The organism is Pelagimonas sp., from assembly GCF_050633425.1.
Classification (GTDB): Bacteria; Pseudomonadota; Alphaproteobacteria; order Rhodobacterales; family Rhodobacteraceae; genus Pelagimonas.
The window spans coordinates 46,198-69,475 of the sequence record NZ_JBOEGM010000022.1 but is presented as its reverse complement, the minus strand read 5'-3'; the positions used below and the strand labels follow the sequence as shown (position 1 = coordinate 69,475).

General features: G+C 56.0%; 23 protein-coding genes. 11 read left to right on the top strand and 12 right to left on the bottom strand.

All coding sequences use genetic code 11. The features are described 5' to 3' along the window. Positions 1-39: 39 nt before the first annotated feature. The 7 genes from rpsP (at position 40) to ACRBB0_RS18850 (ending at position 4,661) form a co-directional block, all read left to right on the top strand. Entirely contained in the window at positions 40-417 is a 378-nt protein-coding gene (gene rpsP / locus ACRBB0_RS18880; protein WP_431376018.1) for a 30S ribosomal protein S16, read from the top strand. 74 nt (positions 418-491) lie between these two features. Continuing rightward, positions 492-632 carry a hypothetical protein gene (locus ACRBB0_RS18875; RefSeq protein WP_431376017.1) on the top strand — a complete coding sequence of 47 codons (141 nt, stop codon included), beginning with the start codon at positions 492-494 and terminating at the stop codon, positions 630-632. A 27-nt stretch (positions 633-659) separates the two neighbouring features. Further along, entirely contained in the window at positions 660-1,169 is a 510-nt protein-coding gene (rimM, locus tag ACRBB0_RS18870) for a ribosome maturation factor RimM (protein ID WP_431376016.1), read from the top strand. Positions 1,170-1,675: 506 nt separating this feature from the next. Then, positions 1,676-2,782, top strand: a complete 1,107-nt coding sequence (locus ACRBB0_RS18865; protein ID WP_431376015.1) for a hypothetical protein — start codon at positions 1,676-1,678, stop codon at positions 2,780-2,782. An 87-nt stretch (positions 2,783-2,869) separates the two neighbouring features. Beyond that, positions 2,870-3,736, top strand: a complete 867-nt coding sequence (trmD, locus tag ACRBB0_RS18860; RefSeq protein WP_431376014.1) for a tRNA (guanosine(37)-N1)-methyltransferase TrmD — start codon at positions 2,870-2,872, stop codon at positions 3,734-3,736. Positions 3,737-3,852: 116 nt separating this feature from the next. Beyond that, a complete protein-coding gene (locus ACRBB0_RS18855) occupies positions 3,853-4,203 on the top strand; it encodes a hypothetical protein (protein ID WP_431376013.1) in 351 nt (116 codons plus the stop codon). Next, a complete protein-coding gene (locus ACRBB0_RS18850; protein WP_431376012.1) occupies positions 4,179-4,661 on the top strand; it encodes an N-acetyltransferase family protein in 483 nt (160 codons plus the stop codon). Before ACRBB0_RS18855 ends, ACRBB0_RS18850 begins: the two co-directional genes overlap by 25 nt. Before the next feature lie 7 nt (positions 4,662-4,668). Here ACRBB0_RS18850 and ACRBB0_RS18845 read toward each other — a convergent pair whose 3' ends face one another. The 4 genes from ACRBB0_RS18845 to ACRBB0_RS18830 all read right to left on the bottom strand — a co-directional run bounded on the left by ACRBB0_RS18845 (position 4,669) and on the right by ACRBB0_RS18830 (position 9,378). Further along, positions 4,669-6,432: an AAA family ATPase gene (locus ACRBB0_RS18845; protein WP_431376011.1), complete on the bottom strand. Its 1,764-nt coding sequence runs from the start codon at positions 6,430-6,432 to the stop codon at positions 4,669-4,671. A gap of 192 nt (positions 6,433-6,624) precedes the next feature. Further along, positions 6,625-7,314 (bottom strand): class I SAM-dependent methyltransferase, encoded by a 690-nt coding sequence (locus ACRBB0_RS18840; RefSeq protein ID WP_431376010.1) that lies wholly within the window; start codon positions 7,312-7,314, stop codon positions 6,625-6,627. A 3-nt stretch (positions 7,315-7,317) separates the two neighbouring features. Continuing rightward, positions 7,318-8,544, bottom strand: coding sequence for a DUF3419 family protein (locus ACRBB0_RS18835; protein WP_431376009.1), 1,227 nt, complete (start codon positions 8,542-8,544; stop codon positions 7,318-7,320). Between the two features lie 12 nt (positions 8,545-8,556). Next, on the bottom strand, positions 8,557-9,378 hold the full coding sequence (locus ACRBB0_RS18830; RefSeq protein ID WP_431376008.1) for a UDP-2,3-diacylglucosamine diphosphatase: 822 nt from the start codon (positions 9,376-9,378) through the stop codon (positions 8,557-8,559). Positions 9,379-10,081: 703 nt separating this feature from the next. Here ACRBB0_RS18830 and rplS point away from each other — a divergent pair. Then, entirely contained in the window at positions 10,082-10,462 is a 381-nt protein-coding gene (rplS, locus tag ACRBB0_RS18825; RefSeq protein WP_431376007.1) for a 50S ribosomal protein L19, read from the top strand. An 11-nt stretch (positions 10,463-10,473) separates the two neighbouring features. Continuing rightward, complete coding sequence (gene rpmE, locus ACRBB0_RS18820) at positions 10,474-10,695, top strand: 50S ribosomal protein L31 (protein WP_431376006.1); 222 nt, start codon at positions 10,474-10,476, stop codon at positions 10,693-10,695. Between the two features lie 12 nt (positions 10,696-10,707). Here rpmE and ACRBB0_RS18815 read toward each other — a convergent pair whose 3' ends face one another. Next, a complete protein-coding gene (locus ACRBB0_RS18815; protein ID WP_431376005.1) occupies positions 10,708-12,072 on the bottom strand; it encodes a sensor histidine kinase in 1,365 nt (454 codons plus the stop codon). 216 nt (positions 12,073-12,288) lie between these two features. On the opposite strand from ACRBB0_RS18815, the gene ACRBB0_RS18810 reads away from it, so the two are divergent. Continuing rightward, the gene (locus ACRBB0_RS18810; protein WP_431376004.1) at positions 12,289-13,638 is read left to right on the top strand and encodes an aminotransferase class III-fold pyridoxal phosphate-dependent enzyme; all 1,350 of its coding nucleotides are present in this window, start codon (positions 12,289-12,291) and stop codon (positions 13,636-13,638) included. Positions 13,639-13,764: 126 nt separating this feature from the next. Next, the gene (locus tag ACRBB0_RS18805) at positions 13,765-15,528 is read left to right on the top strand and encodes a SulP family inorganic anion transporter (protein ID WP_431376003.1); all 1,764 of its coding nucleotides are present in this window, start codon (positions 13,765-13,767) and stop codon (positions 15,526-15,528) included. On the opposite strand, the gene ACRBB0_RS18800 is transcribed toward ACRBB0_RS18805, so the two are convergent. The 7 genes from ACRBB0_RS18800 to paaI form a co-directional block, all read right to left on the bottom strand. After that, positions 15,463-16,194 carry a metallophosphoesterase family protein gene (locus ACRBB0_RS18800; RefSeq protein WP_431376002.1) on the bottom strand — a complete coding sequence of 244 codons (732 nt, stop codon included), beginning with the start codon at positions 16,192-16,194 and terminating at the stop codon, positions 15,463-15,465. The genes ACRBB0_RS18805 and ACRBB0_RS18800 overlap by 66 nt on opposite strands. A gap of 392 nt (positions 16,195-16,586) precedes the next feature. Then, on the bottom strand, positions 16,587-18,185 hold the full coding sequence (gene serA / locus ACRBB0_RS18795) for a phosphoglycerate dehydrogenase (protein WP_431376001.1): 1,599 nt from the start codon (positions 18,183-18,185) through the stop codon (positions 16,587-16,589). Positions 18,186-18,254: 69 nt separating this feature from the next. Beyond that, on the bottom strand, positions 18,255-19,400 hold the full coding sequence (locus ACRBB0_RS18790) for a phosphoserine transaminase (protein WP_431376000.1): 1,146 nt from the start codon (positions 19,398-19,400) through the stop codon (positions 18,255-18,257). Between the two features lie 173 nt (positions 19,401-19,573). Beyond that, positions 19,574-20,143, bottom strand: coding sequence for a TetR/AcrR family transcriptional regulator (locus ACRBB0_RS18785; protein ID WP_431375999.1), 570 nt, complete (start codon positions 20,141-20,143; stop codon positions 19,574-19,576). Between the two features lie 115 nt (positions 20,144-20,258). Continuing rightward, positions 20,259-21,563: a phenylacetate--CoA ligase PaaK gene (gene paaK, locus ACRBB0_RS18780; protein ID WP_431375998.1), complete on the bottom strand. Its 1,305-nt coding sequence runs from the start codon at positions 21,561-21,563 to the stop codon at positions 20,259-20,261. A 32-nt stretch (positions 21,564-21,595) separates the two neighbouring features. Further along, entirely contained in the window at positions 21,596-22,786 is a 1,191-nt protein-coding gene (gene pcaF, locus ACRBB0_RS18775) for a 3-oxoadipyl-CoA thiolase (protein WP_431375997.1), read from the bottom strand. Beyond that, the gene (gene paaI, locus ACRBB0_RS18770; RefSeq protein WP_431375996.1) at positions 22,779-23,252 is read right to left on the bottom strand and encodes a hydroxyphenylacetyl-CoA thioesterase PaaI; all 474 of its coding nucleotides are present in this window, start codon (positions 23,250-23,252) and stop codon (positions 22,779-22,781) included. The genes pcaF and paaI overlap by 8 nt, the downstream gene beginning before the upstream one ends. Positions 23,253-23,278 lie beyond the last annotated feature (26 nt).

The window sequence follows — 23,278 nt, the reverse complement described above, 5'->3', positions numbered from 1 at the left end:
GTGATCGCGCGTCAACACGCCATCTAAGGAGATAAACCCATGGCTATCAAAATTCGTCTCGCCCGCGGCGGTTCCAAAAAGCGCCCTTTCTATCGCATCGTAGCGGCTGACAGCCGTATGCCACGCGACGGCCGTTTCATCGAAAAGCTCGGCACCTACAACCCGCTCCTGCCTAAAGACAGCGAAGAGCGCGTGAAAATGGACATGGAACGTGTTCAGTACTGGCTCGGCGAAGGCGCACAGGTCACCGACCGTGTGTCGCGTTTCCTCGAAGCTGCTGGCGTCGTTGACAAGAAAGAGCGTAACAACGCCAAAAAAGGTGCCCCAGGCAAAAAAGCCGTTGAGCGCACCGAAGAAAAAGCCGCCAAAGCAGCAGACGCTGCCGAAGCTGCAGCAGAAGCCGCATCCGCGGAATAATCTGCACTCTGTGACATTGGGTCCGGCGGTCACACTGCCGGGCCCCTTTTGGTCCTAGCCCAAGGGGGCGTGTCATGTTCCGCCTGATCCGGCTTGTTATCTTTGTGATGTTCGCTTTTCTCGCTGGCATCCTGTTTGAGCGTGACAATCAGAAAAACCTTTGCGATCAATCTGGGGGCACTTGGGCCAAGGGCCTGTGCATCCTTGCGCAATGACAAACGGCATAAATTGGGGGCAAATTCATGGATGATATGATCTGTGTCGGCACAATTTCCGGCGCTTTTGGCGTTCATGGCGAAGTGCGCATCAAGAGCTTTACCGCCGATCCGCAGGCCATCGCCGATTACACCCCGCTGCGCAGCCAAGACGGCAGCCATGTTTTTGACAGCGTGCAAATCACCCGTTCTCTCAAAAACGGCTTTGCCGCCCGGATGTCTGGCGTGGCCAGCAAAGAAGAGGCCGATGGCCTCAGCGGCACCCAGCTTTTTGTCTCGCGCGACACGCTGCCCAACCTGCCCGATGATGAATATTACCACACCGACCTGATGGGCCTCGAAGTGGTCGATACCGGTGGCAATCCGCTCGGCACCGTCCATGCGGTCCACAATCACGGGGCCACCGATCTGCTAGAACTACAGGTGCCGGGCCAAAGCAAAACCGTGCTTTTACCCTTCACCTTGGCCGCCGTGCCCACCGTTGATCTGACCGCAGGGCGCATTGTGGCTGACCCGCCTGATGGGTTGTTTGACTAACACCCTTTTGGCGGTCACACCCTGCACACCCTGTTCACCCTCTTCACCAGCCTTGCCAGAACCGCGTCGGTGATCCTTGCCCATAGGCGTTTCATCAAGGCCTGCCACGATCTATGTTTACGGCCACTGTCACGGGTTCCAACCCCGACAAACGGCTTCCTCTGGCAGCATTGTCAGACCCAGCATTGTCAGGCCCAGCATTGTCAGGCCCAGCATTGTCAGGCCCAGCTTTATCAGGCCCAGCTTTGCCCCTCCTATTTCCCCCGATCCCGATGCCGCGCAATATGGCAAAGATTCTCTTCAAATTGCCCCGCATCAAGACACGCCCCTCCGATTGATATCCGTCCCAGATCAATCTCGCGCCACACCGGCTACCGTCAACAAACTGGCAACAAACCCAGTGAAACTAGGCGTTTTCGACCAACATAGCGCCACAATGTCTGTCTAATTTTAGCCGTAATCGAAAGATCGAATTCCTGATATTGGACGGCATATTGGACGGCGCATTGCAACGAATTGTGTTAACAGGTTTGGCCCTAATCCCCGCTGTCGCGGCTGTGTTCCCGCTGTCCGGGATTGCATTGGCTGTCAGCGGATTGGGCAGTGCCTATGCGCTCGTGGCCTCCCTGCGCCCCCAGCCTATCCGCATCTCCCGCACCACGCCCGGCGCGCACCGCGCCACCACATTGTTGCGCGGGCCACTGCCGAAATCGGATCGCAGCGCGCTTCCTGATCAATCGGCGATCTCGCACCATCTCATGCGCGTTCTGGCCGCTGCCAATGATTTTCAACCGCCCGGTGTTCCGCTTGACCGCGACACCGCCATTGCCCGCACACTCTCAGGCTTCATGCAGGGCTGGCGGACGCAAAACCTCTCCAAACTCACCGCCAGTCAACGCTCAGAACTCTACCTGATCAACACCCTCCTGCGCGCCGAACCCGGCGAGGCGGGCCGCCTTGCTCAGCTTTTTGCCCGCCCCGACACCATGCTTGATCTGCGCGATGAGATCGACCTGATCACCCTGCGCCGCGCCAGTTTTGACCGTGATTACAATGCCTTCCTTGCGACCCAGTCCCTTTGGGACAGCGCTGTGGCCCCGCGTGATCTGTCGGAGGCGCTGCAATCCATGGCCTCTCAGGACATCGACCTTTGGCACCACGTCACCCTTCATCATGACCTGCATGACCCCGCCCAGCGCAGCGCCGCGCTTTGGTGCCTGAGCCAAGCCACATGTGACCGCGCCACGCTTGCCGCTTATTTTGGCCGCCTGACCAAAGATCAATTCCTGCGCAGCCCCAAAGCCCAAGCCGACCCGGCCTATCTGGCGGCGGTCCAAGATCTGATCCAGAAATGGAACAGCGGATTTTACAAGCATCATGAGCTGGCTTTGACCTCGCCGCATTCCGTGGCCACCATGCAGCCTTTCTTTGATGCTGAGCTGGATTACCTCTCCGCACAATGCGACCAGCACTGGCCCGATCCGCATTGCATCTTTATCGAGTTTGATGGCCGCGCGCCGCGCAATCGCGATCACTGGGATCTGCGCTCTGGCCAGGTCACGGCACCACCACGTCAAAACGACTATTTCGAACGGGCCTTCGAAGCGCTCTGATCCCTCCGATCTGGCAAACACCTGCCAGCCCGCTTGCCCCGCCCCGCCCCGCAGGCTAGGACACGGGGGCTTCACGCAGGACCAGATATGTCAGACGAAACGCCCCAAACGCCCGATCAGACCCCCGATCAAGAGACGGATCAACAACAGACCAAATCTCACACCAAATCTCACACCAAATCTCATGGGCGAAAATCCATTCGGCCGACGCTGAAACCGCGCGAATTGATGAGCCACAACCCCGATTTGGCGCGCGCTTGGCAGGCCCATATCGTCACCCTCTTCCCCGAGGCCTTTCCCGGTGTGCTCGGCGAAAGCCTCACCGGCAAAGCGATCAAAGACGGCAAGTGGCAGCTGTCGACCACGGATTTGCGTCTCTTTGGGGAGGGCAAGCATCGCAATGTCGATGACACACCCGCCGGGGGCGGCGCGGGGATGGTGTTGCGCCCCGATGTCATGGGCCGCGCCATCGAACACGCGATCCAGCGCGCGCCCGGTCCGCTTGTCTACCTGTCGCCGCGTGGCAAACGTTTTGATCAAAAAATGGCCCGCGATTGGGCCACCCTGCCCGGCATCACCATGATCTGTGGTCGCTTCGAAGGCCTCGATCAGCGGGTGATTGACCATTACAACATTGCCGAAGTCTCGCTCGGGGATTTTGTTCTGACCGGTGGCGAAATTGCCGCGCAGGCGATGCTTGATGCCACCGTGCGTTTGCTTCCCGGTGTGCTTGGCAATGCCGATAGCACCGTCGACGAAAGCCATTCCGACGGCCTGCTCGAACACCCGCAATATACGCGTCCCGCCACGTGGAACGGCCATGCCATTCCCGAGATTCTGATGTCAGGGCACCACGGCAAAATTGCCCAATGGCGCCGCGATATGAGCGAGCAACTCACGCAAGCCCGTCGCCCCGATCTCTGGGCCAAGCGTCAAAGCCAGGACCCAGAGTAAAAGCCAGAGTAAGAGTAAGAGTCTAAGCAAGAACCGGAGCAAGACTAGTCAGACGCGGGCGCGCGTGTCACAGTTGAACCAATTGATTGACACCATCGCTTTCAAAAGGATCCGCCATGTTTCGCGCTCTTGCCCTTTCCTGTCTCACATTGGCCAGCCTCGCGCCCCCCGCTCTGGCACTGGAACATATCGTTGAATACCGCTTCAATGGCTCTGAAATCCAATCCTACACCGCCTTTGATCCAGAACCCGAAGACCCCTGGACCATCACCATCGACCTCAACAGCGACGCCTTTGGCCCCAGGCAGCTTGTGATTGAAACCGATGGCGACAACGAAGACTGTATCGCCCAACTCAATATTCACAAAGGCGACCCGCATACCGATCTTGTCATCCGCATGCATATGAATGCCTCGACGATGAATGGCATCATGATGATCGAATGTTCGACCCGCTACAGACCGTGACCCACGACATCACCATTCGGCGCGCCACCCGCGCCGACCTGCAATCCATCGTTGATATGCTCGCCGATGATCCGCTTGGGGCGACGCGCGAAGCCGCTGGTCCCCCTGCCGATCCGGTCTATCTCGCGGCGTTTGAGGCCATCGACAGTGACCCCAATCAATTCCTCGCCGTGGTCGAAAACGACACGGCAGTGATTGGCGTCTTGCAACTCACCTTCATCCCCGGCCTGTCGCGCAAGGGTCTGTGGCGCGGTCAAATCGAATCCGTCCGCGTCCATAAATCCGCCCGCAGTCTCGGCCTCGGTCAACAGCTCTTTGACTGGGCCATCGCCGAATGCCGCGCCCGTGGCTGCGGCCTTGTGCAACTCACCACCGACCGCGCCCGCGATGACGCCCACCGCTTCTATGACCGCCTCGGTTTCAAAGCGACCCATCTGGGCTATAAACTCGGCTTGTAAAGAGTACCTAGATCGCATTCGACTTTTTGATAAATGTGACCAGCTTGTTAATCTTCTCTTTCAAATCCAAAACATTCAGATCCGCATCCGTTTCGCACACCTGTTTTGCAACCTTAACCTTGTCAGCCTTTTCATACACCTCACCGTCTTCTTTTCTAAAATAGAACGCGTGCTCAAACTCTCCCCGCTCAGCGGGGCTATCATACAATTGTGGATGCGCGGCTTTCAAAGCAGCCTCTAAGACGCTCGGTTCGACATAATTCTCAATTTCTCGCCCTTTGGTGACCCAGGTCATTCCATGCTCGGTCGTTGCGTCAACAATGCGCTGCACATTGGGCTTCAGTATGCCGCCTTTCGTACTCTTGTCACTGTCCATCATGATGGCCATGTTCCGGTTCAAATCGCGCAACTTAATAAAGTCATCAACGTCATCATTCACGGACAAATGGCTCAAAAGCCCGCCGCCATAGAACATGATCGTATAGTGGATTCCCTCGATCAAACCTTTGTCTTCGGCTTTAATCCAGTGTTTCAAGTAAATCCGCTCCGATGGACCTTCGACCCAAATCACCGCATTGGCTTGTAATATATCCGAGGCTTTACAGCCCAAATCATCCAAGATTTGTCTCTGCCCGTCCTTGGTTTCGGCCTTTTCTACATAGGTTTGCTTACCATCATTGCTCACCCGAAAAATCGCAGCCCCTTCGATATCTATAAACGCCGAAGAATGCGTTGCGATGAAATATTGGCTCGACGTATTTTCCTGCAAATACCGGATCAATTTGCGCTGCAACGTTGGATGCAGATGTATTTCCGGCTCTTCCAAACACATGATCGACCCATCGTGAATGGTGCAATATGCCGCAATCAAAATGACCTCGTGGATACCGGTGCCAAGGTCTTCCAATGCAAATTGCTCTCCATCCAAGTCAACTTGGATCGTTTTGGTTTCATGCGAAATATGCATTTCTGCATTCGGACGATCCAATACAGTTCTTAAGAACGTTTCGAACTCTTTGAATTTCCTTCGCTCGTCACGCCGAGAGCTTTCTGCCCTTTGCATCCTGTCAATTCTATCGATAATATTCGTACCGTTGAGAGCTCCACCGCGCCTCTGTTTTAGTTTGTCATAGTTTGCGTTTCTGAGGGCCGCAATACAATGTGCAGGAGGCATCAAGAAATCCATCTTTTTGGCGACTTCACCGAAAAACTCATCAAGGTAATGTTTGTTGCTCGCCACAGCAGTGCGCCCGGTGGCAAACTTGGCTAACTTCTCCACAACATGGGTATCTAAATCCGCTGAATCGACATCGTGAAGCAGTTTTACGGATTGAAAGGGTAGATCGCCCCCAACCCAACCCATACCTTTGGCCGTCGCCTCTTTCACGAGACTTTGACCCAAGACCTTTGCACTGAGTTTCTCATCTTCTAGGTGATCAAGGTCAAAATTTGCATTACCTTTAACCAAATTTCCAAAAGCAGCGTCGACTTTTTCTTGGCGAAATCCCTTAAACATTTGGACAACGCAATCCTCTACGCCCACATGTCTGTCTTTTTCCGGGAAATCTAAAAGCCGATTCGTCGGCAAACTATGCTCAATTTTCGACGCATACTTCTCTATCAAGCTCAAAACCACCGACTTCCCGGCATTGTTTGGTCCGATAAAGATGTTCATCTTTTCAAATGGTCCGACGAACTGTGTCTTTTCGCCTATCCCGCGATAAAACTGGGCCGCAACGCCGTCTAAATACACATGGTCCCGATCACTCATCACGCCCGTCGCCCCTTTTGTTAACGCGATGCTGAATCTACCCACGGGAAACACGGACGACAACGTGCAATCAATACGTGCCGACACATCCTTATCGCGCTTGCATTTGGCCCAAGCATCGTTGACGGCAACAATGGAAATCTGGGCCTAGCGACACCGGCAATGATGATACAGACATGTTGGTGCGCGCACTTACGGCAAAATCCGATCTCTCGCCAGATCGGTCGCGCACTCTCCCGATGCTACCGTCACCCGCACATATTGCGCATAGCGGCGGAACACATACTTGTGGTCATACGCCACCCCGTCCATCCCGGCCAAAACCGACACAAGCTCATCGCGCGGAGTGACGTGAAACGTCGCCAACCACCGCCGCAACCCCCGCCCGAACCACAGCGGTAGATCGGCCTGATCGCCAAAATCAACGATATGCAACGCGCCCCCCGGTGCCAGATGCCGCAAGCCCTCCGCCACCGCCGCCTGCCAGTCCGGGATCATCGACAGACTGTACGACAAAACGATCCGGTCAAACTTGCGTGCCCCAACCTCAGCGCCAAACAACGCATCGCAATCAAAGCCACAGGCGTCGCCAATCGCCAAAACCGCCCGATCCCCCAGCTTGGCCTTGGCCGAACGCAGCATCTCTTCGGAAATGTCCAACCCATACAAATGACGCCCCGGATACCGCCGATCAATTAGATCGAGGTTCCGCCCGGTGCCACAGGCCACTTCCAGAATCCGCGCATCCTGCGCTGGGGCCATCTCGGTGATCAAATGATCGCGGCCCAACAGGTAATACTTGCGCGTCACATCGTAAAACCGCCGCTGATGCCGGTAAATCCCGTCCATTAGCGCTGCATGATTGGCCGACATATCCACCATCACTCAACCCTCAAACACATAGACATGAAAGCCGCCGTAAATCGCCGAGCGATCCGCATCAAACCCTCTCTGCGATGCCTCTGGCTGATAGGCCCAACGCTGCAAAACCTGCGCATCAACCCGCCCCGGCAGAATGTCATCCTTGCCACCCGTCCGAAAAATCACCCGCGCACCCGGCGCAGCTGTTCGGGTGATTTCAACCCAAAGCGCCGTCAACTGCGCGTCAGTCATCCAATCTTGCGCATCCAGTAGCACATAGGCCTGCCGGCTCTGCGCGGGTTGCTGCGCCAACATATCCGTCAGCGATTGGTTCAACACCTGCACCCGTGCTGCATTCGCCTTGACCGTCTCAAAATGCTGCGCCTCAAGATAAGGCGGGACCGGCCCGGTGCCATCGGGCCGATACCCGCGATTGGCCGCCTGCCAGGCAAAATAAGTCTCCCCAATCGGGAAATCGCAAAACAACTTGCGGGTCCGATCGCGCAAGACCGGGATCACATCGCCCCCCGCATCCGCCGCCAGCTTGTCATATTGCGCCGGGGGAATGCCCAACCCAAACAAAGACGCCCGACGACGCGCCAAAAACCGGATGACCTTGCTGTCAAACAAGGGCGAAATCTCGCGATCAAAAAACGCCGCCTGCGCCTCCATGGTCGTCGCCGTCAAAAGCGGGCTAAAATCCACCTTGGCCATCCGCGTGACAAAATGAACAACCGCCAGAAACCGCCCCAACAAGCCGTAATGATACAGCCCCTTGGCCAGCATCGTCTTGCGCCGCCCTCTTAGGGTCAACGCATTCCAATAGGCGCGGGTGTCCTCGTCCAGATGCGGGGCAACATAAGTGTCAAACGCCTGCACATTGTGGCGCAGATTGGCATGACCCAGCATTTCATACAGCGCTGCGTGATTGGGCAAAGACTGCACCGCCGCCAGTTTCAGCTTGTTCAAATGCACATGCGCTGGCGACAAATCCACCGCCGTGATCGAAGCCGGGTTGGCCGTCAGATAAGACAGCACATTGCACCCGCCCGACGCGATACAGACCACATTGTCCCCCGGCCCCAGCTCAAGCGCTGCCATATCCACCACCGGATCTTCCCAAATCTGCGCATAAACCAACCCGTGAAACAGCCGCGCAAACACCCGCTCCAACAAACCTTGTGCGCTTAACGCATTGTTTTGATTGACTGCGGCACCGATCTGATCGCCAACGGAAGGGAGAGAGGTCATATGAATTCCTGACTAACCTTGAAGCTCAGCAAGCTCTTTGCTCTTGTTGAGCTTCTTCTTTGATGTCTTGCGTTTCTTGGGGCGGATCATCATCGAGGCGGCTTTTTCCGCCTCCCAATCCAACAGGGTCAACCGGCCATCCGCGCCCTCTACGACGGCCGTACAGCTTTCAACCCAATCGCCGGTATTCACATAGGCGATGCCCTTGATATCTTTGATCGCAGCATGGTGAATATGGCCGCAGATGACGCCATCATAGCCGCCGCGACGGGCTTCTTCGGCCAGCACGCTTTCATATTCACCGATGAAATTGACCGCAGATTTGACCTGCTGTTTGGCCCATTTCGACAAAGACCAATAGCGACCGCTCCACAGTGACCGCAGACGGTTAAATTTTGGGTTCATCCAGATCATAAACCCATAGGCCCGGTCTCCCAGATGCGCGAGCCATTTGGCGTTCATCACCACCGCGTCGAATTGATCGCCATGGGTGACCAAATAGCGTTTGCCATCCAGCGCGGTGAAATCGGCGGTGCGCATCACTTCGATGCCGCCAAAATGCGTGCCCAGATAGTTGCGCATCACCTCATCATGGTTGCCGGGCACAAAGACCACCCGTGTTCCCTTGTGGGTTTTCTTAAGCAGTGCTTGCACCACATCATTGTGACTTTGCGGCCAGTGCCAGCCCCGGCGCAGCGCCCAGCCATCGAAAATATCGCCAACAAGATAGATCGTGTCGGCGTCATGCTCGCGCAGAAAATTCAACAACAGTTCCGCGCTGCATCCACGCGTGCCCAGGTGAATGTCTGACAAAAACAGGGTTCGGTTTCGCATGGGAAACGCCTCTGACATTCGATTTCGTCCGATTTATTCCAAGTTTGTTTTGGATTTATTTCGGGCGTGTGACAGTGGCATGAAACACACCCCAAATAGCGTCAACCTGTGCCGAGCGGGTGCGTTGCCCGACTGTTCTGAGCTGCTGTTCTGGCCCATTTACTTGAACCGTTCTGGGACCATTTCTAGGACCGAAAATTTGCGCCCGGTCCGATTTATTTTCTGACGTCACCGAGTTTTGATCGGCATTTTGCGCGGTTTCGCACTGTGTTTGCTGGGGGGTGGGCAATCTCTACCAAACATCGCCCGAATCCTACTGATTGCCCCAAGGCCGCCTCTGGGGCCCCATCCCCTCTCGCCTTGCCAGCCCGCACGAGGCAGGCCCAAGCGGGGGCAATCTCCCCTAAACTCGGTCAGAATCAGACAGATTGCCGGTGGTTTTTGCGCCGGTCAGCCTGCATTAACCCAGCGTGCGCTTCGTAAGTCCCAAGCCCATTTCGCCCTTGCTTTAAAGGGGTTTCGGGCCTAAGAACGCGCATCTTGATGGCACTGGGGCGACTCAGTGTTGTTTTGATTTTGTGGGTCTCTTGATGGGGGTCCGCGCAAACAAAGAACAGCTGGTGTATCTTTTTTCCTTTTGGATCAAAGCTCTGGCCGGAAATCATCCGCGGGCAAACCGCGACGTACATGAAGGAGAGATCAGATGGATCTGATCGCACAGCTCGAAGCGGAGCAAGTTGCTGCGCTGGGGAAAGACATCCCCGATTTTAAAGCCGGCGACACCATTCGCGTAGGCTTCAAAGTAACCGAAGGCACCCGCACCCGTGTCCAGAATTACGAAGGCGTTTGCATTTCTCGTAAGAATGGCAAGGGGATAGCCGGTTCGTTCACCGTCCGTAAGATCTCTTTCGGCGAAGGTGTGGAACGTGTTTTCCCACTGTACTCGACCAACATCGAATCGATCGAAGTTGTTCGCCGTGGCCGCGTCCGTCGCGCCAAGCTCTACTACCTGCGTTCGCGCCGCGGTAAATCCGCCCGTATCGCAGAAGACACAACCTACAAGCCCCTGTCGGCCAAGTCATAAGGAACGACGAGATGAAAAAAGATTTGCATCCCGAATACCACCTCGTCACCGTCAAAATGACCGACGGGACGACCTTCGAAACCCGCACCACTTGGGGCAAAGAAGGCGACCAGCTGGCACTGGACATCGACCCAACCGTGCACCCAGCATGGACCGGCGGCAACTCGCGCCTGCTCGATCAGGGTGGCCGTGTTTCCAAGTTCAAAAAGAAATACGAAGGCCTTGGCTTCTAAGCCATTTTTCCTTCACGCAGTTTCAAGCGCCGCCCTTTTGGGCGGCGTTTTTGTATCGGAAGACAGCGGGGCTTTGGCCTGATGAGGTAGCCAGATTTCTGCCTGCGTACCCCGCGCCCGCGCATCGGTTGAACTGGCCAAAAGCAACCCTCCACCATGATCCCGCGCAAAGCCCAACACCATAGGCAGCCCAAGGCCGGTGCCGCGGCCCCGCGACTTGGTTGAATGGAAAGGTTGGACGACTTTGCCAATGTCGCCAACAGAAATTCCGCGACCAGTGTCTGAAACTTCGATCACGCTATAAAGGCCAGATGCCACCCCCGTTCCGTCCGCCATAATCACCTCAGGTCCGGCAGTCCCGAGCCGGGTTCGGATCGTAAGGCCGCCCCCCTCAGGCATCGCATCCACTGCATTGGCAACCAAGTTGATCAACCCGGTCATCAGCTGGGCTTCGTCCACACGCACGCCCAACGGGGCCTCGTGAATGCGCAGCTCAACGGGAACAGAATTGGGAATCAGTCGCTTAGCCAATTCCATCATCCGAGGAACCGCATGGTTAAGATCCAAATGTGTTTGGAAAGACGGGGCTTTTCGGGCGTATATCAACAGCTGTTTAACCACCGCTTCAGCCTGTTTTGCCGCGTTATAGGCATCCTCCAACGCCGCTTGCCGATCCGCACTGTCGGGTAACTCTCGACTGAGCTCAATATTGCCCAAAACCGCCGTCAATGTGTTGTTGAAATCATGCGCAACACCCCCCGCCAATTCCCCGAGTGCAGCCATCTTTTGCTCTTGAACCGCCCGTTCCGCCGCCTCACGCTCAGCGATTTTAGACTTGCGAGACATCACCAGTGCCTGCGCCAAATACCCGACCAACACAAGGTTTGCGGCCAACCCACCCCACTTAGCAAGTTCGCTTTCGAAGGGGGGGCGGTTCCAGAACACGACAAAATACATACCGCAAACGATTGCTATTTCGCCCCAGACCAGAAACCTGATCGTGTCTCCTCTTCGGACGAGAAACACCAGAGCCGTCGCAAGCAAGGTCGAGCCAGCAAAGACCATGCCATAATCGTTGGTGGCTGCCATCATCGCCGGCATCCACAAAAACGACGAAATCACCAAGAAAAACAAACAGGACGCGATTTGTATTTCCCGCAAAGTACAGGTGTCATTTCGGGTTTTGAGAAATCCATAATACAGCGCATGGGCAAGAAAAAAGCCAAGAGGCCAAAGCCAAGCGATGCTCCATCCCGTGTACAAATGCAAAACGATGGTGCCAACAACCAAACCGCAGAACCGAAGCGACAGTTCCGCCGGTTCACCGTATTCGGTTTGAAGTAGCCTATCTATTTCCTGCCGGTGTTCACAATTCATTCATCGACTCGGGCCATGCCCTAGGGCGTTATTATGGGTGCCGCAACTCAAGACCCAGAAAAAATAGAATTAAACGTATCGCAGCAAAATTCACTCAAGTAACAAATGTTATCCAGCCAGAACGCCGCATGCAAATGCTTTAAAGTTAACGGAGACATCTGGACAGCATTGGCGAAGAATGCGATTTTTGATCAAATTATCGCTGGGAGTCGCGAAATGAAGGATCAGAACTTTCTAAAGGAAAACAACGCCCGTCAGCTTTGGCACCCGATGGGGCATCCTGCTGATGCCCAGGCGAATCCTCCAAAGATCATAACCAAGGCTTCTGGTAGCAAGATCACCGACATTGACGACCACGAAGTCGTCGATGCGGTTGGCGGTCTTTGGTGCGTGAATCTGGGGTATTCCAACAATGTGATCAAAGATGCCATCAGCGGACAATTGCAAGACCTACCCTATTACTCTGCCTTTGCAGGCACTTCGAACCCACCTGCGATTGAAGCAGCGTTCAAGGTACAAGAGTTCTTTGCCGAAGACGGAATCGAGCGGGTGTTCTTTACCTCAGGCGGATCCGATTCAGTTGAGACCTGTCTGCGTCTGGCGCGGCAATACCACCGTTTGCGCGGTGAGCCCAACCGCACCAAATACATAAGCTTGAAAAAGGGCTATCACGGCACCCATTTTGGCGGGGCGTCGGTCAATGGCAACAACCGCTTTCGGATCAATTATGAACCGCTGTTGCCAGGGTGTTTCCACCTGCCTGCGCCGTACCCCTATCGCAATCCGTTTAACGAAACCGATCCGGCCAAGCTCGCCCAACTTATCGCACAGGCCTTTGAGGACGAGATCGCCTTCCAAGGCGCGGGCAGTATTGCCGCACTGATTATGGAGCCGATACTTGGGGCCGGTGGGGTTATTGTCCCTGATCCAAGCTTTATGCCCCTGATGCGTGATATCTGTGATCGACATGGCATTTTGTTGATTTCCGATGAGGTGATCACTGGCTTTGGACGGACGGGTGATTGGTCTGGTGCGCGTCATTGGGGGGTCAAGCCCGACATGATGAGCACGGCAAAAGGCATCACATCCGGCTATTTCCCAGTGGGTGCCGCGCTGATTTCGGGCAAGGTTGCAGAGGTTTTTGAAAACTCAGGCGCCGATGGTGCCATCTACCACGGCTATACTTATTCGGCGCATCCTGTGGGGGCTGCGGCCGTCACGGCCTGCCTCGAAGAAACGGTGCGGCTCGATACCAAAACCAACGCGGCGGCCAGAGGGGCGCAGTTGTTTGAAGGTGTTCAAGCCCTTGCAAAGAAGCATGATTTTATCGGCGACGTTCGCGGTGGCCATGGCTTGATGACAGGGATTGAGCTTGTCTCGGACCAAGCGAGCAAGGAACCGATGGATGCCACCACGATGGCGCGGCTTCACCAGACCGCTTACGAAGCCGGTGCCATGGTACGGCTTGGGGCCCATAACATCCTGATGTCGCCGCCTCTGACCATCACCGAGGCAGAGATCAACGTGATCTTGGCAGCCTTGGACGCAGGCTTTTCTGCAGTCTAAAAATCGGTTGGCCCGAGATTAAATTTCGGGCCAATTTGAACCATCTCGATAAAGCCTCTTCACAAATTCAAAATTCAGAATATATATAACGCAACCCGCGGCCCCTGGCCCTAACAGGATTGCGTTATGCATAAGATCACCCAATATTTGCCCATTCTCAGTTGGGCCAGAACCTACAATCGTGACACCGCCACATCAGATATTGTTGCGGCGGTGATTGTGACGATCATGTTGATCCCGCAGTCTTTGGCTTATGCTCTGCTTGCGGGGTTGCCTGCTGAAATGGGCCTCTATGCGTCGATTTTGCCGTTGGTGGCCTATGCGATTTTCGGCACCAGCCGCGCGCTGTCGGTTGGGCCAGTCGCGGTTGTGTCACTGATGACGGTGGCCGCGATTGGCAATTTGGGTCTGACTGACCCGGCGCAAATCGCTCTGGCCGCCATCACGCTGGCCTTCCTGTCCGGGATGATCCTGTTGGCCATGGGGATTCTGAGGCTCGGCTTTTTGGCCAATTTCCTGAGCCACCCTGTGATCGCGGGCTTTATCACCGCTTCAGGTTTGCTAATTGCTGCGTCACAGCTCAAACACATCTTTGGGGTCGAGGTTCATGGCCACACCCTGCCCCAAGTGATCGGGGATTTGTGGGCGCATTTGGGTCAGACCAACGGTTTTACGCTTGCTCTGGGCACAGCTGCAGTCGCTTTTTTGTTTTGGGTTCGCAAGGGGTTGAAGCCCTTGCTGTTGTCAAAGGGCCTGACCCCACGCATGGCCGACGTCCTGACCAAAGCCGGGCCGGTGGCCGCTGTTGTGGCGACTGTTCTGGTCACTTGGGCATTTGGTTTAAACACCCAGGGCGTCAAAATTGTTGGCGAGGTGCCGATGGGATTGCCACCGCTGAGCACCCCAAGTTTTGACCTCAGCCTTTGGAACCAGCTTTTCTTGTCGGCTTTGCTCATTTCGGTCATTGGTTTTGTCGAATCCGTATCGGTGGCGCAGACACTCGCCGCCAAGAAGCGCCAGCGCATTGACCCTGATCAGGAGTTGATCGGCCTTGGGGCCTCCAACGTCGCGGCGACGGTCAGCGGTGGTTATCCGGTCACCGGTGGGTTTGCGCGGTCTGTGGTCAATTTTGACGCCGGGGCGGAAACCCCAGCGGCGGGTGCCTATACGGCCATCGGCATTGCATTCGCGGCCCTGTTTTTGACCCCGCTTTTGTACTTCCTGCCCAACGCAACCTTGGCTGCGACCATCATCGTTGCCGTTCTAAGCCTCGTTGACTTCAGCATTTTAAAGAAGGCTTGGGGGTATTCGCGGGTCGACTTTTCCGCTGTCGCCGCAACGATTGTGCTGACCTTGGGGTTTGGCGTTGAAACCGGCGTATCGGCGGGCGTGATCTTGTCCATTGCCTTGCATCTTTACAAAACATCGCGGCCCCATGTTGCCGAAGTTGGTCTGGTTCCCGGCACCCAACATTTCCGCAACATTCACCGTCACCGGGTCGACACCTGCCCTCACATGGTGACCTTGCGGGTGGATGAAAGCCTGTATTTCGCCAATGCGCGTTTCCTGGAAGATTACGTGTTGAACCGCGTGGCGCGAGATCATGACCTGCATCATGTCGTGCTGATGTTCCCCGCCGTGAGCGAAGTCGATATGAGTGCGCTTGAAACTCTGGAGGAGCTAAACACGCGATTGTCTGAGATGGGTATTGCCATGCACCTGACCGAGGTCAAAGGCCCGGTCATGGACCGCCTGAAACGATCGCATTTCTTGGATGAGCTAACCGGCGACGTGTTCCTAAGCCAGTTTGATGCCTGGCAAAAACTAGGTCCGGGGCAGCAATCTAACCCGGCCAAGGGGATCAAGCAGGAAGGCGTCGCGGCCCAATAGCAGAACGGGATAGAGCGGGCGACCAAAGCCCGCGCCACCATCAACATTGACGCGGTTTCCACAATGCTCGGGCATATCAATGGCGGTATGCCCATGCACGACAAGGCGGCCATGATCGCGCGGGTCATCAAGGAAATCACCCCGAATCCAAATCAGATCCTCGGGGTCTTGGTGGTCAAGCGGAATGCCGGGGCGAATACCAGCATGCGCAAAAATATAGTCCGGAGTTTCATAGACACGCGGCAGCCCAGCAAGCCAATCAACATGATCCTGCGGGATGTTACGAAGTGCCTTTTCGCGAATGGCTGTGTTGCTTTCGCTCGCCCGCACGTCTACGCCATATGACGCTAAGGTTTCCAACCCGCCGATCTTGGGAAGAAACCAGCGGGTTCGACTTCCATCGCTCGGCAAATCAGGGTTTGGACCCAAAAACCGAACCATGTAATCATCGTGATTGCCAAGCAAACAGGTCCAAGGTTTGCCCGCCGCTTGACCACGCATCAGGGTTTCTATGACCGCACGGCTATCCGGTCCGCGATCAATGTAATCACCAACATAAACCACCGGGGCACCGGCACAATCATCACGTTCGATCCGCTCTAAGGCCGCCTCTAATTGGTCGATCTGACCATGGACGTCCCCGATGACAAAAACCGGCGAAATCATAAAAATTCCTTTCGAGAGGTTCGGCTGCGGCCCATTGCGTTTCAGCTCTGGTTACAGGGTCGGGCTGTGGCGTCAATGCCAAGGGTCCGATTGAAATCGGTCTGAAATCCACAGGACGATCAGACCTAAAAAATCGTCGGGGCGCCGTCGGTGCCTGTAAGGACCGCAGCTCTGGCCCACATCTATTCAAAGCGGCAGGTCACCAAAATTGCAAAATCAAACGGTACGCATGGGGGCTGCCAAACAGAATAATATCAGAGGCATTCACAGGAACCCTTTGCAAAGGTTCAGTAACGGGCACCGGCACAGAGACCGCACTTTGGTTTTGCGCGTCCCGATTAGTGTCCTGCAAAAACGCCGCCCCTATTAGGGCGGCGTTTTCAGTGTTTTAGTTAAGCAACATCAAACTGCAGCGGCTTGACCTGTTTGAAAATGCCGGTCTCGCTCAGCTTGGCAATCACGTCTGCAGGCACCGGTGCATCGACATAAAGAAGAGCAATCGCACCGCCACCAACTTCGGAGCGGCCCAGTGTAAAGTTGGCGATGTTCACACCATTTTCACCTAGGGTTTGACCCAGAGTACCGATGATGCCCGGCACGTCTTTGTTGGTGGTGTAGAGCATATGGGTACCGACTTCAGCGTCGATATTGATGCCTTTGATCTGGATGAAACGTGGCTTGCCATCGCTGAACACTGTCCCCGCAACCGAACGTTCCTGAGCGTCGGTGACAACGGTGATCTTGATGTACCCGTCAAAAGTGCCTGCTTTGTCCTGATTGGTGGTGCTGATCTGAATGCCGCGCTCTTTGGCGACAACAGGCGCCGACACCATGTTCACATCAGGGTTGGCCTTTTTCATGATCCCGGCGATGGCGCTACAGTTCAGCGCTTCGAGGTTCATTTCAGCGGCAACACCGTCATAGAGGATGTTGATGGCTTTGATCGGCTCGTCAGTCATCTGACCGGCGAATGCGCCAAGATGCTCGGCCAGTTTGATCCATGGGCCCATGACTTTGGCTTCTTCGGCGGTCACAGATGGCATGTTCAGCGCGTTTTCAACCGCACCGGTCAGCAGGTAGTTCGACATCTGGTCAGCAACCTGAAGGGCCACGTTTTCCTGAGCTTCGGTTGTCGCCGCGCCAAGGTGGGGCGTGCAAACAACGTTGGGTAGGTTGAACAAGGCGTTCTCTTTGGCGGGCTCTTCTTTGAAGACGTCAAAGGCCGCGCCAGCAACGTGACCGGATTTCAGCAACTCGGCCAGCGCTTCTTCGTCAACCAGACCACCACGGGCACAGTTGATGATGCGCACACCCTTTTTGGTTTTGGCGAGGTTTTCGGCGCTCAGGATGTTTTCAGTCACACCGGCGATGAAGGGAACGTGCAGGGTGATAAAGTCAGCCCGGGCCAACAGGTCATCCAGCTCAACCTTTTCAACGTGCATTTTTTCGGCTTTTTCGTCCGAAAGGAAGGGATCATAGGCGACAACCTTCATCTTGAGTCCGCGCGCGCGGTCACAAACGATGCCACCAATGTTGCCCGCACCAATAACGCCCAAGGTTTTGTTGGTCAGCTCAACACCCATGAACTTGGACTTTTCCCATTTACCGGCATGGGTGGATTCGCTGGCCTCAGGGATCTGACGCGCCACGGCGAACATCATCGCGATGGCGTGCTCGGCGGTGGTGATCATGTTGCCAAACGGCGTGTTCATCACGATCACGCCCTTTTTGGACGAGGCTTCTTTGTCGACGTTGTCGGTGCCGATACCGGCGCGACCGATGACTTTCAGGTTGTCGGCTTTTTCAAGCAGAGCAGCCGTGGCCTTGGTCGCCGAACGGATAGCAAGACCGTCGTACTGACCGATGATTTCTGCCAACTTTTCTTTGTCTTTGCCCAGTTCGGGCATGAAATCAACGTCGATGCCGCGATCGCGGAAAATCTGAACGGCGGTTTCGGAGAGTTTGTCGGAGACGAGAACTTTGGGGGCCATGATAGTGGTCCTTGAATATAGGGAGGGAACGGGGCCGCGCATGGGGCCCCGCGTTTTCACCAGAATGTCTTAGGCTTGCGCGTCGATTTCGGCGGCAAAGGCGTATTCGAGCCAAGGCAACATCGCCTCGATGTCGGCGGTCTCGATTGTGCCACCACACCAGATCCGCAGACCGGCAGGCGCATCGCGATAGGCACCCACGTCCAACGCAACACCTTCGGCTTCAAGCCGCTTAGCGATCGCCTTGGCAAAGGCGGCACCGTCTTTGATACGCGCATCTGTGAATTTCAGGCAGACCGATGTGTTCGACCGTGTCGCCGGATCAACCGCAAGGTTGGCGATCCAATCACGCGCTTCACAGAAATCCCAAACGGCTTTGGCATTGGCTTCGGCACGATTGATCAGACCCTTGAGGCCGCCAACAGACCGCGCCCAATCCAGCGCAACCAGGTAATCTTCGACGCAAAGCATCGAAGGTGTGTTGATCGTCGCACCGGTAAAGATACCGTCGATCAGCTTGCCACCTTTGGTCAGGCGGAAGATTTTTGGCAGCGGCCAAGCGGGTGTGTAGCTTTCGAGACGCTCAACAGCGCGTGGGGACAGGATCAGCACGCCGTGTGCCGCTTCGCCGCCCAGAACCTTCTGCCAAGAGAAGGTGGTTACATCCAGTTTGTCCCAAGGCAGGTCCATCGCGAAGGCCGCCGATGTGGCGTCGCAGATGGTCAGACCGTCGCGGTCTGCCGGGATCGCGTCGCCATTTGGAACCCGCACACCCGAGGTGGTGCCGTTCCATGTAAAGACAACGTCATTGTTAAAGTCGATTGTCGCGAAATCGACGATCTCGCCGTAATCGGCGGTTTTGACGTCTGCGTCGATTTTCAGCTGTTTGACAACATCGGTGACCCAGCCAGCGCCAAAGCTTTCCCAAGCAACCATCTCGGCCTTGCGTGCACCGAGCATCGACCACATCGCCATTTCCATCGCGCCAGTGTCGGACGCAGGAACGATACCGATTTTATAATCAGCGGGGATGCCCAGAAGCTCGCGCGTCTCTTCGATCGCGGCTTTCAGCTTGGATTTGCCAATTGCGGCACGATGCGAGCGACCCAAAGGCGCGTCAGCAAGTTTATCCAGCGAGAATGTGGGGATTTTGGCGCAGGGGCCGGAAGAAAAACGCGGGTTAGCCGGCCGCGCGGCAGGTTTAGTCATAGCCATTGATGCTATCCTTACAGATAATCGCCCTTCGTTGGGGAAGGGTGTCCCACTGCCGGACCTATCCGTCGCCTTGCGGTCACGCAAGTCGGAAAATTGCGGAAAATGGCCGTTTTCGACTTATGGAGGAAATCTGTTGGAGCGGATCGGAAACATGAAGCCGCCGTTAACACGGATCAAAGCCGCGCCAATCCACCTTCGACAAAATCGGCTGCTAGTTCTGCATACTCTTGACGTGAAAGGCCTTTTCCCGGCCGGTGCCACATGTAAAACCAATTGAGGATGCCATAAACCGTCATGGTCGCGGCCCTCAATCGCTCGGGGTCCATCCCCGGCTTAACCGCTTCAATTGCGACACTCATCGCCTCAACAAGATAGCGCTGCGCCGCCAAAAGAGGGGCCTGCATATCGGATGGAAGCGCAGAAAGTGATTCGAGCTGCAGCTTGTGTTCCGCGTCTGCATCTTCATAGGAATCCAAAATCGCGGCAATGAGGGCACGCAGGCCCTTGGGCGCACTGGCTTCGACAACGCGCACCAAATCGGTCAAATGCGCCTCAAGAATGTCGAACAACAGCGCCTCTTTACTGTCGTGATAATGGTAAATCAGCGCCTTAGAGACGCCGATTTCCCGCGCGGCCCCATTCATCGACGCCCGATCAAACCCATGGCGCGCAAAATAGGCCGCCGCGCCTTTGCGCAGGGCCTCTCGTTTTTCGTCATGGTTCCGGGCAATTCCGCGCGGCATTTTGTTTCCCCTATTGGCGGGCCGGTGTCTAACCAGCACATCACAAATTGAAAAGCGCCCGATGGGACGGTGGGTGGGGCGACGCTCGCAAGCGAGCAAGCGTCACCCCCTCCCATCAATCCTTGGGCCGATTGTCGACAATGCGAACCGCCTTGCCTTGGCTGCGGGCCACGCCTCCAGGGGCACCCACATCCACTTTGATCGAAATACCGACCACCTGTTTTACCTTGGCCGCCAGTTCCTTACCCGCCATATCGCCAAGCTCAATAGTGTCTGGCAACGTCTCGACCTTGACCCGCATTTCATCCTTATGACCAACCCGGTTCAGCTCAAGCTGGAAGTGCGGAGCAAGCGACGCCACCTGCATCAGCTGCTCTTCGATCTGGGTCGGGAAGACGTTGACGCCGCGCAAAATGATCATGTCATCACTGCGTCCCGTTACCTTTTCCATGCGCCGCATTGACCGCGCCGTTCCCGGCAAAAGTCGTGTCAAATCGCGGGTCCGATAGCGGATGATTGGAAACGCTTGTTTGGTCAGTGAGGTAAAGACCAGCTCGCCCATTTCACCATCTTCAACCACCTCACCGGTTTCGGGATTGATGATTTCAGGATAAAAATGATCCTCCCAAATATGCAGCCCATCTTTGGTTTCCACACATTCATTGGCGACACCGGGGCCGATGACTTCGGACAAGCCATAGATATCGACCGCATGCATATCAAAGGCCTCTTCGATCTCCCGACGCATGGCATTGGTCCATGGCTCTGCGCCAAAAATCCCGACTTTCAGCGGGCTTTTGCGAGGATCCAAGCCCTGTGCAGCGTATTCATCAATGATCGAAAGCGCATAGGATGGCGTTACCGTCATGCCAGTTGCACCAAAATCCTCGATCAAACGCACTTGGCGTTGGGTCATGCCGCCAGAGATCGGCACCGTGGTCAGGCCAAGCTTTTCTGACCCGCCATGCACCCCCAAACCGCCCGTAAACAACCCGTACCCATAGGCATTGTGCAGCACATCACCGGGCCGCAACCCGGAGGCCCGCAAACACCGCGCCACCACCGTAGACCACATATCAAGATCATCGCGGGTGTACCCCACAACCGTTGGCTGGCCCGTGGTGCCGGACGAGGCATGCACGCGGATCACCTGTTCGCGCGGGACGGCGAACATTCCGAATGGGTAATTCGCCCGCAGATCGCCTTTCACAGTGAACGGAAACTTGGCCAAATCGGACAGCGTTTTGAGATCGTCGGGATGCACCCCGGCCTCTTTAAAGGCTGTCTTATAATGCGGCACATTTTCATAAGCATGCCGCAGCGACCACTTCATCCGCTCTAACTGCAACGCAGAAATCTCATCGCGTGAAGCGATTTCAATTGGGTCCAGATCCTCTTTGCGAGGTGTCAGATCCTCCATGGCGCGTCCTCCTCCGACTTGCCGATATTTCTTTAGCTCAGACGTTCCATCACCAAAGCAATCCCCTGCCCGACACCAATGCACATGGTGCAAAGTGCATATTTCCCGCCGGTTTCTTGCAACATATGGCCCGCCGTCAGCGCCAAGCGCGCACCCGACATCCCCAAGGGGTGGCCCAGCGCAATCGCGCCGCCATTGGGGTTCACATGTGCCGCATCATCCGCTAACCCAAGGTCACGCATGACCGCGAGACCTTGCGATGCAAAGGCTTCGTTGAGCTCAATCGTGTCCATCTGGCCGATATTCAAACCCAAGCGATCCAACAGCTTTTTCGAGGCTGGGGCTGGGCCAAACCCCATGATCCGAGGGGCTAAACCCGCCGTCGCTCCACCCAAAATCCGTGCAACCGGGGTTAGCCCGTGTTTTTCGGCCGCCTCTGGAGAGGCCATGATTAGCGCCGCAGCACCATCATTCACACCCGAGGCATTGCCCGCGGTCACACTCCCCCCGTCGCGAAACGGAGCGCGCAAGCTTGCCAGTTTTTCCAACGTCGTCAGGCGCGGGTGCTCATCCGTATCAACGACAATAGATTCTCCCTTGCGCTGGGGAATGCTTACGGCAGTGATTTCCCGCGCCAAACGCCCCGAGGCAATCGCCGCTGCGGCGCGCTCTTGGGACCGCAAAGCAAAGGCGTCCTGATCTTGACGAGAAATGTTGAACTCTTCGGCGACATTCTCGGCGGTTTCCGGCATGGAATCGACACCGTATTGCGCCTTCATCTGCCGGTTGACGAACCGCCACCCAATGGTGGTGTCATAGATGTCCGCCTGGCGGGAAAAAGCGCTGGTGGCTTTGCCCTGAACAAATGGCGCGCGCGACATGCTTTCGACACCGCCCGCGACAACGATCTCAGCTTCACCGCATTTGATCGCCCGTGCGGCCATCATCACCGCGTCCAGACCCGATCCGCAAAGCCGATTGACCGTCACGCCCGGCACGTCCTCGCCAAAACCAGCCAGCAATGCAGACATCCGCGCCACATTGCGATTGTCTTCGCCCGCTTGGTTGGCGCAACCCATGATGACCTCATCAACCGGCAGACCTTCGGGCACCACGGCGCGCATCACACCAGCCAGTAAATCGTCCGGGCGCACCGAAGACAAAGCCCCACCATAGCGGCCAATCGGTGTTCTGCTACCTTGGCAAAGCCATGCCTCACGCATCGTTGTTCTCCTTGGATGGCACGACCTCATCGCGGCTGGCGTGCTCGTCAAAATGCTGGCCTTTGATGGTGCGGGACAAGCCGCGCATCAAGGCAACTTTGCGCCCATCTTCGCCTGTCACCGTCACATCATAAACGCCCGATCGACCCGGCTTGGCTTGTTCAATGGCCGTGGCTGTCAGGCGCTCACCTGCCTGACCGGGCGTTAGATAGGTGATCTGACATTCCTGCCCAACCGTCACGGCATTGTAGCTGTTGCAGGCAAAAGCAAAGGCGCTATCGGCCAGCGTAAAAATGAACCCTCCATGACAGGTACCATTGCCGTTGAGGTGATGCGGCATCACTTCCATCGACAGCACCGCTTGGCCCGGGCCGACGGACTCAATCCGCATGCCCATTTTCTGGCTGGCGGTGTCTTTGGCCCACATAGCGTGCGCCGACCGGCGCGCGCGCTCGTCTGGTGTCATGGCTGGTCCTCCTGCGCTTACGATGC

What these genes read in the sequence shown, in the direction of transcription:
- ACRBB0_RS18810 (WP_431376004.1), top strand. Translation starts at nt 12,289, where the DNA reads ATGAAGGATCAGAACTTTCTAAAGGAAAACAACGCCCGTCAGCTTTGG.
- paaI (WP_431375996.1), bottom strand. Translation starts at nt 23,252, where the DNA reads ATGACACCAGACGAGCGCGCGCGCCGGTCGGCGCACGCTATGTGGGCC.
- rpsP (WP_431376018.1), top strand. Translation starts at nt 40, where the DNA reads ATGGCTATCAAAATTCGTCTCGCCCGCGGCGGTTCCAAAAAGCGCCCT.
- rpmE (WP_431376006.1), top strand. Translation starts at nt 10,474, where the DNA reads ATGAAAAAAGATTTGCATCCCGAATACCACCTCGTCACCGTCAAAATG.
- ACRBB0_RS18875 (WP_431376017.1), top strand. Translation starts at nt 492, where the DNA reads ATGTTCCGCCTGATCCGGCTTGTTATCTTTGTGATGTTCGCTTTTCTC.
- ACRBB0_RS18815 (WP_431376005.1), bottom strand. Translation starts at nt 12,072, where the DNA reads ATGAATTGTGAACACCGGCAGGAAATAGATAGGCTACTTCAAACCGAA.
- ACRBB0_RS18785 (WP_431375999.1), bottom strand. Translation starts at nt 20,143, where the DNA reads ATGCCGCGCGGAATTGCCCGGAACCATGACGAAAAACGAGAGGCCCTG.
- ACRBB0_RS18850 (WP_431376012.1), top strand. Translation starts at nt 4,179, where the DNA reads ATGTTCGACCCGCTACAGACCGTGACCCACGACATCACCATTCGGCGC.
- rimM (WP_431376016.1), top strand. Translation starts at nt 660, where the DNA reads ATGGATGATATGATCTGTGTCGGCACAATTTCCGGCGCTTTTGGCGTT.
- ACRBB0_RS18805 (WP_431376003.1), top strand. Translation starts at nt 13,765, where the DNA reads ATGCATAAGATCACCCAATATTTGCCCATTCTCAGTTGGGCCAGAACC.
- ACRBB0_RS18835 (WP_431376009.1), bottom strand. Translation starts at nt 8,544, where the DNA reads ATGACCTCTCTCCCTTCCGTTGGCGATCAGATCGGTGCCGCAGTCAAT.
- pcaF (WP_431375997.1), bottom strand. Translation starts at nt 22,786, where the DNA reads ATGCGTGAGGCATGGCTTTGCCAAGGTAGCAGAACACCGATTGGCCGC.
- rplS (WP_431376007.1), top strand. Translation starts at nt 10,082, where the DNA reads ATGGATCTGATCGCACAGCTCGAAGCGGAGCAAGTTGCTGCGCTGGGG.
- ACRBB0_RS18855 (WP_431376013.1), top strand. Translation starts at nt 3,853, where the DNA reads ATGTTTCGCGCTCTTGCCCTTTCCTGTCTCACATTGGCCAGCCTCGCG.
- serA (WP_431376001.1), bottom strand. Translation starts at nt 18,185, where the DNA reads ATGGCCCCCAAAGTTCTCGTCTCCGACAAACTCTCCGAAACCGCCGTT.
- ACRBB0_RS18790 (WP_431376000.1), bottom strand. Translation starts at nt 19,400, where the DNA reads ATGGCTATGACTAAACCTGCCGCGCGGCCGGCTAACCCGCGTTTTTCT.
- ACRBB0_RS18845 (WP_431376011.1), bottom strand. Translation starts at nt 6,432, where the DNA reads ATGAGTGATCGGGACCATGTGTATTTAGACGGCGTTGCGGCCCAGTTT.
- ACRBB0_RS18800 (WP_431376002.1), bottom strand. Translation starts at nt 16,194, where the DNA reads ATGATTTCGCCGGTTTTTGTCATCGGGGACGTCCATGGTCAGATCGAC.
- trmD (WP_431376014.1), top strand. Translation starts at nt 2,870, where the DNA reads ATGTCAGACGAAACGCCCCAAACGCCCGATCAGACCCCCGATCAAGAG.
- paaK (WP_431375998.1), bottom strand. Translation starts at nt 21,563, where the DNA reads ATGGAGGATCTGACACCTCGCAAAGAGGATCTGGACCCAATTGAAATC.
- ACRBB0_RS18840 (WP_431376010.1), bottom strand. Translation starts at nt 7,314, where the DNA reads ATGGTGGATATGTCGGCCAATCATGCAGCGCTAATGGACGGGATTTAC.
- ACRBB0_RS18830 (WP_431376008.1), bottom strand. Translation starts at nt 9,378, where the DNA reads ATGCGAAACCGAACCCTGTTTTTGTCAGACATTCACCTGGGCACGCGT.